Origin of the sequence: Chryseobacterium taiwanense, assembly GCF_000813825.1 — a bacterium.
GTDB lineage: Bacteria > Bacteroidota > Bacteroidia > Flavobacteriales > Weeksellaceae > Chryseobacterium > Chryseobacterium taiwanense.
The window spans coordinates 1-200 of sequence record NZ_JWTA01000037.1 but is presented as its reverse complement, the minus strand read 5'-3'; the positions used below and the strand labels follow the sequence as shown (position 1 = coordinate 200).

General features: G+C 43.5%; 2 tRNA genes. Both read right to left on the bottom strand.

Annotated features, from left to right (window positions below):
• Positions 1-19: 19 nt before the first annotated feature.
• Positions 20-100, bottom strand: a tRNA-Tyr gene (locus RM51_RS19345).
• Between the two features lie 20 nt (positions 101-120).
• Positions 121-194, bottom strand: a tRNA-Thr gene (locus tag RM51_RS19340).
• Positions 195-200: the final 6 nt, after the last annotated feature.

The window sequence follows — 200 nt, the reverse complement described above, 5'->3', positions numbered from 1 at the left end:
TTTTTTCTAATATAAAATGTGGGGAGAGCAGGATTCGAACCTACGAAGCCGAAGCAACTGAGTTACAGTCAGTCCCATTTAGCCACTCTGGAATCTCCCCAGATATTTTATATTAAATTGAGCTTCCAGAGGGATTCGAACCCACGACCCCGAGATTACAAATCACGTGCTCTGGCCAACTGAGCTATGGAAGCATTTAA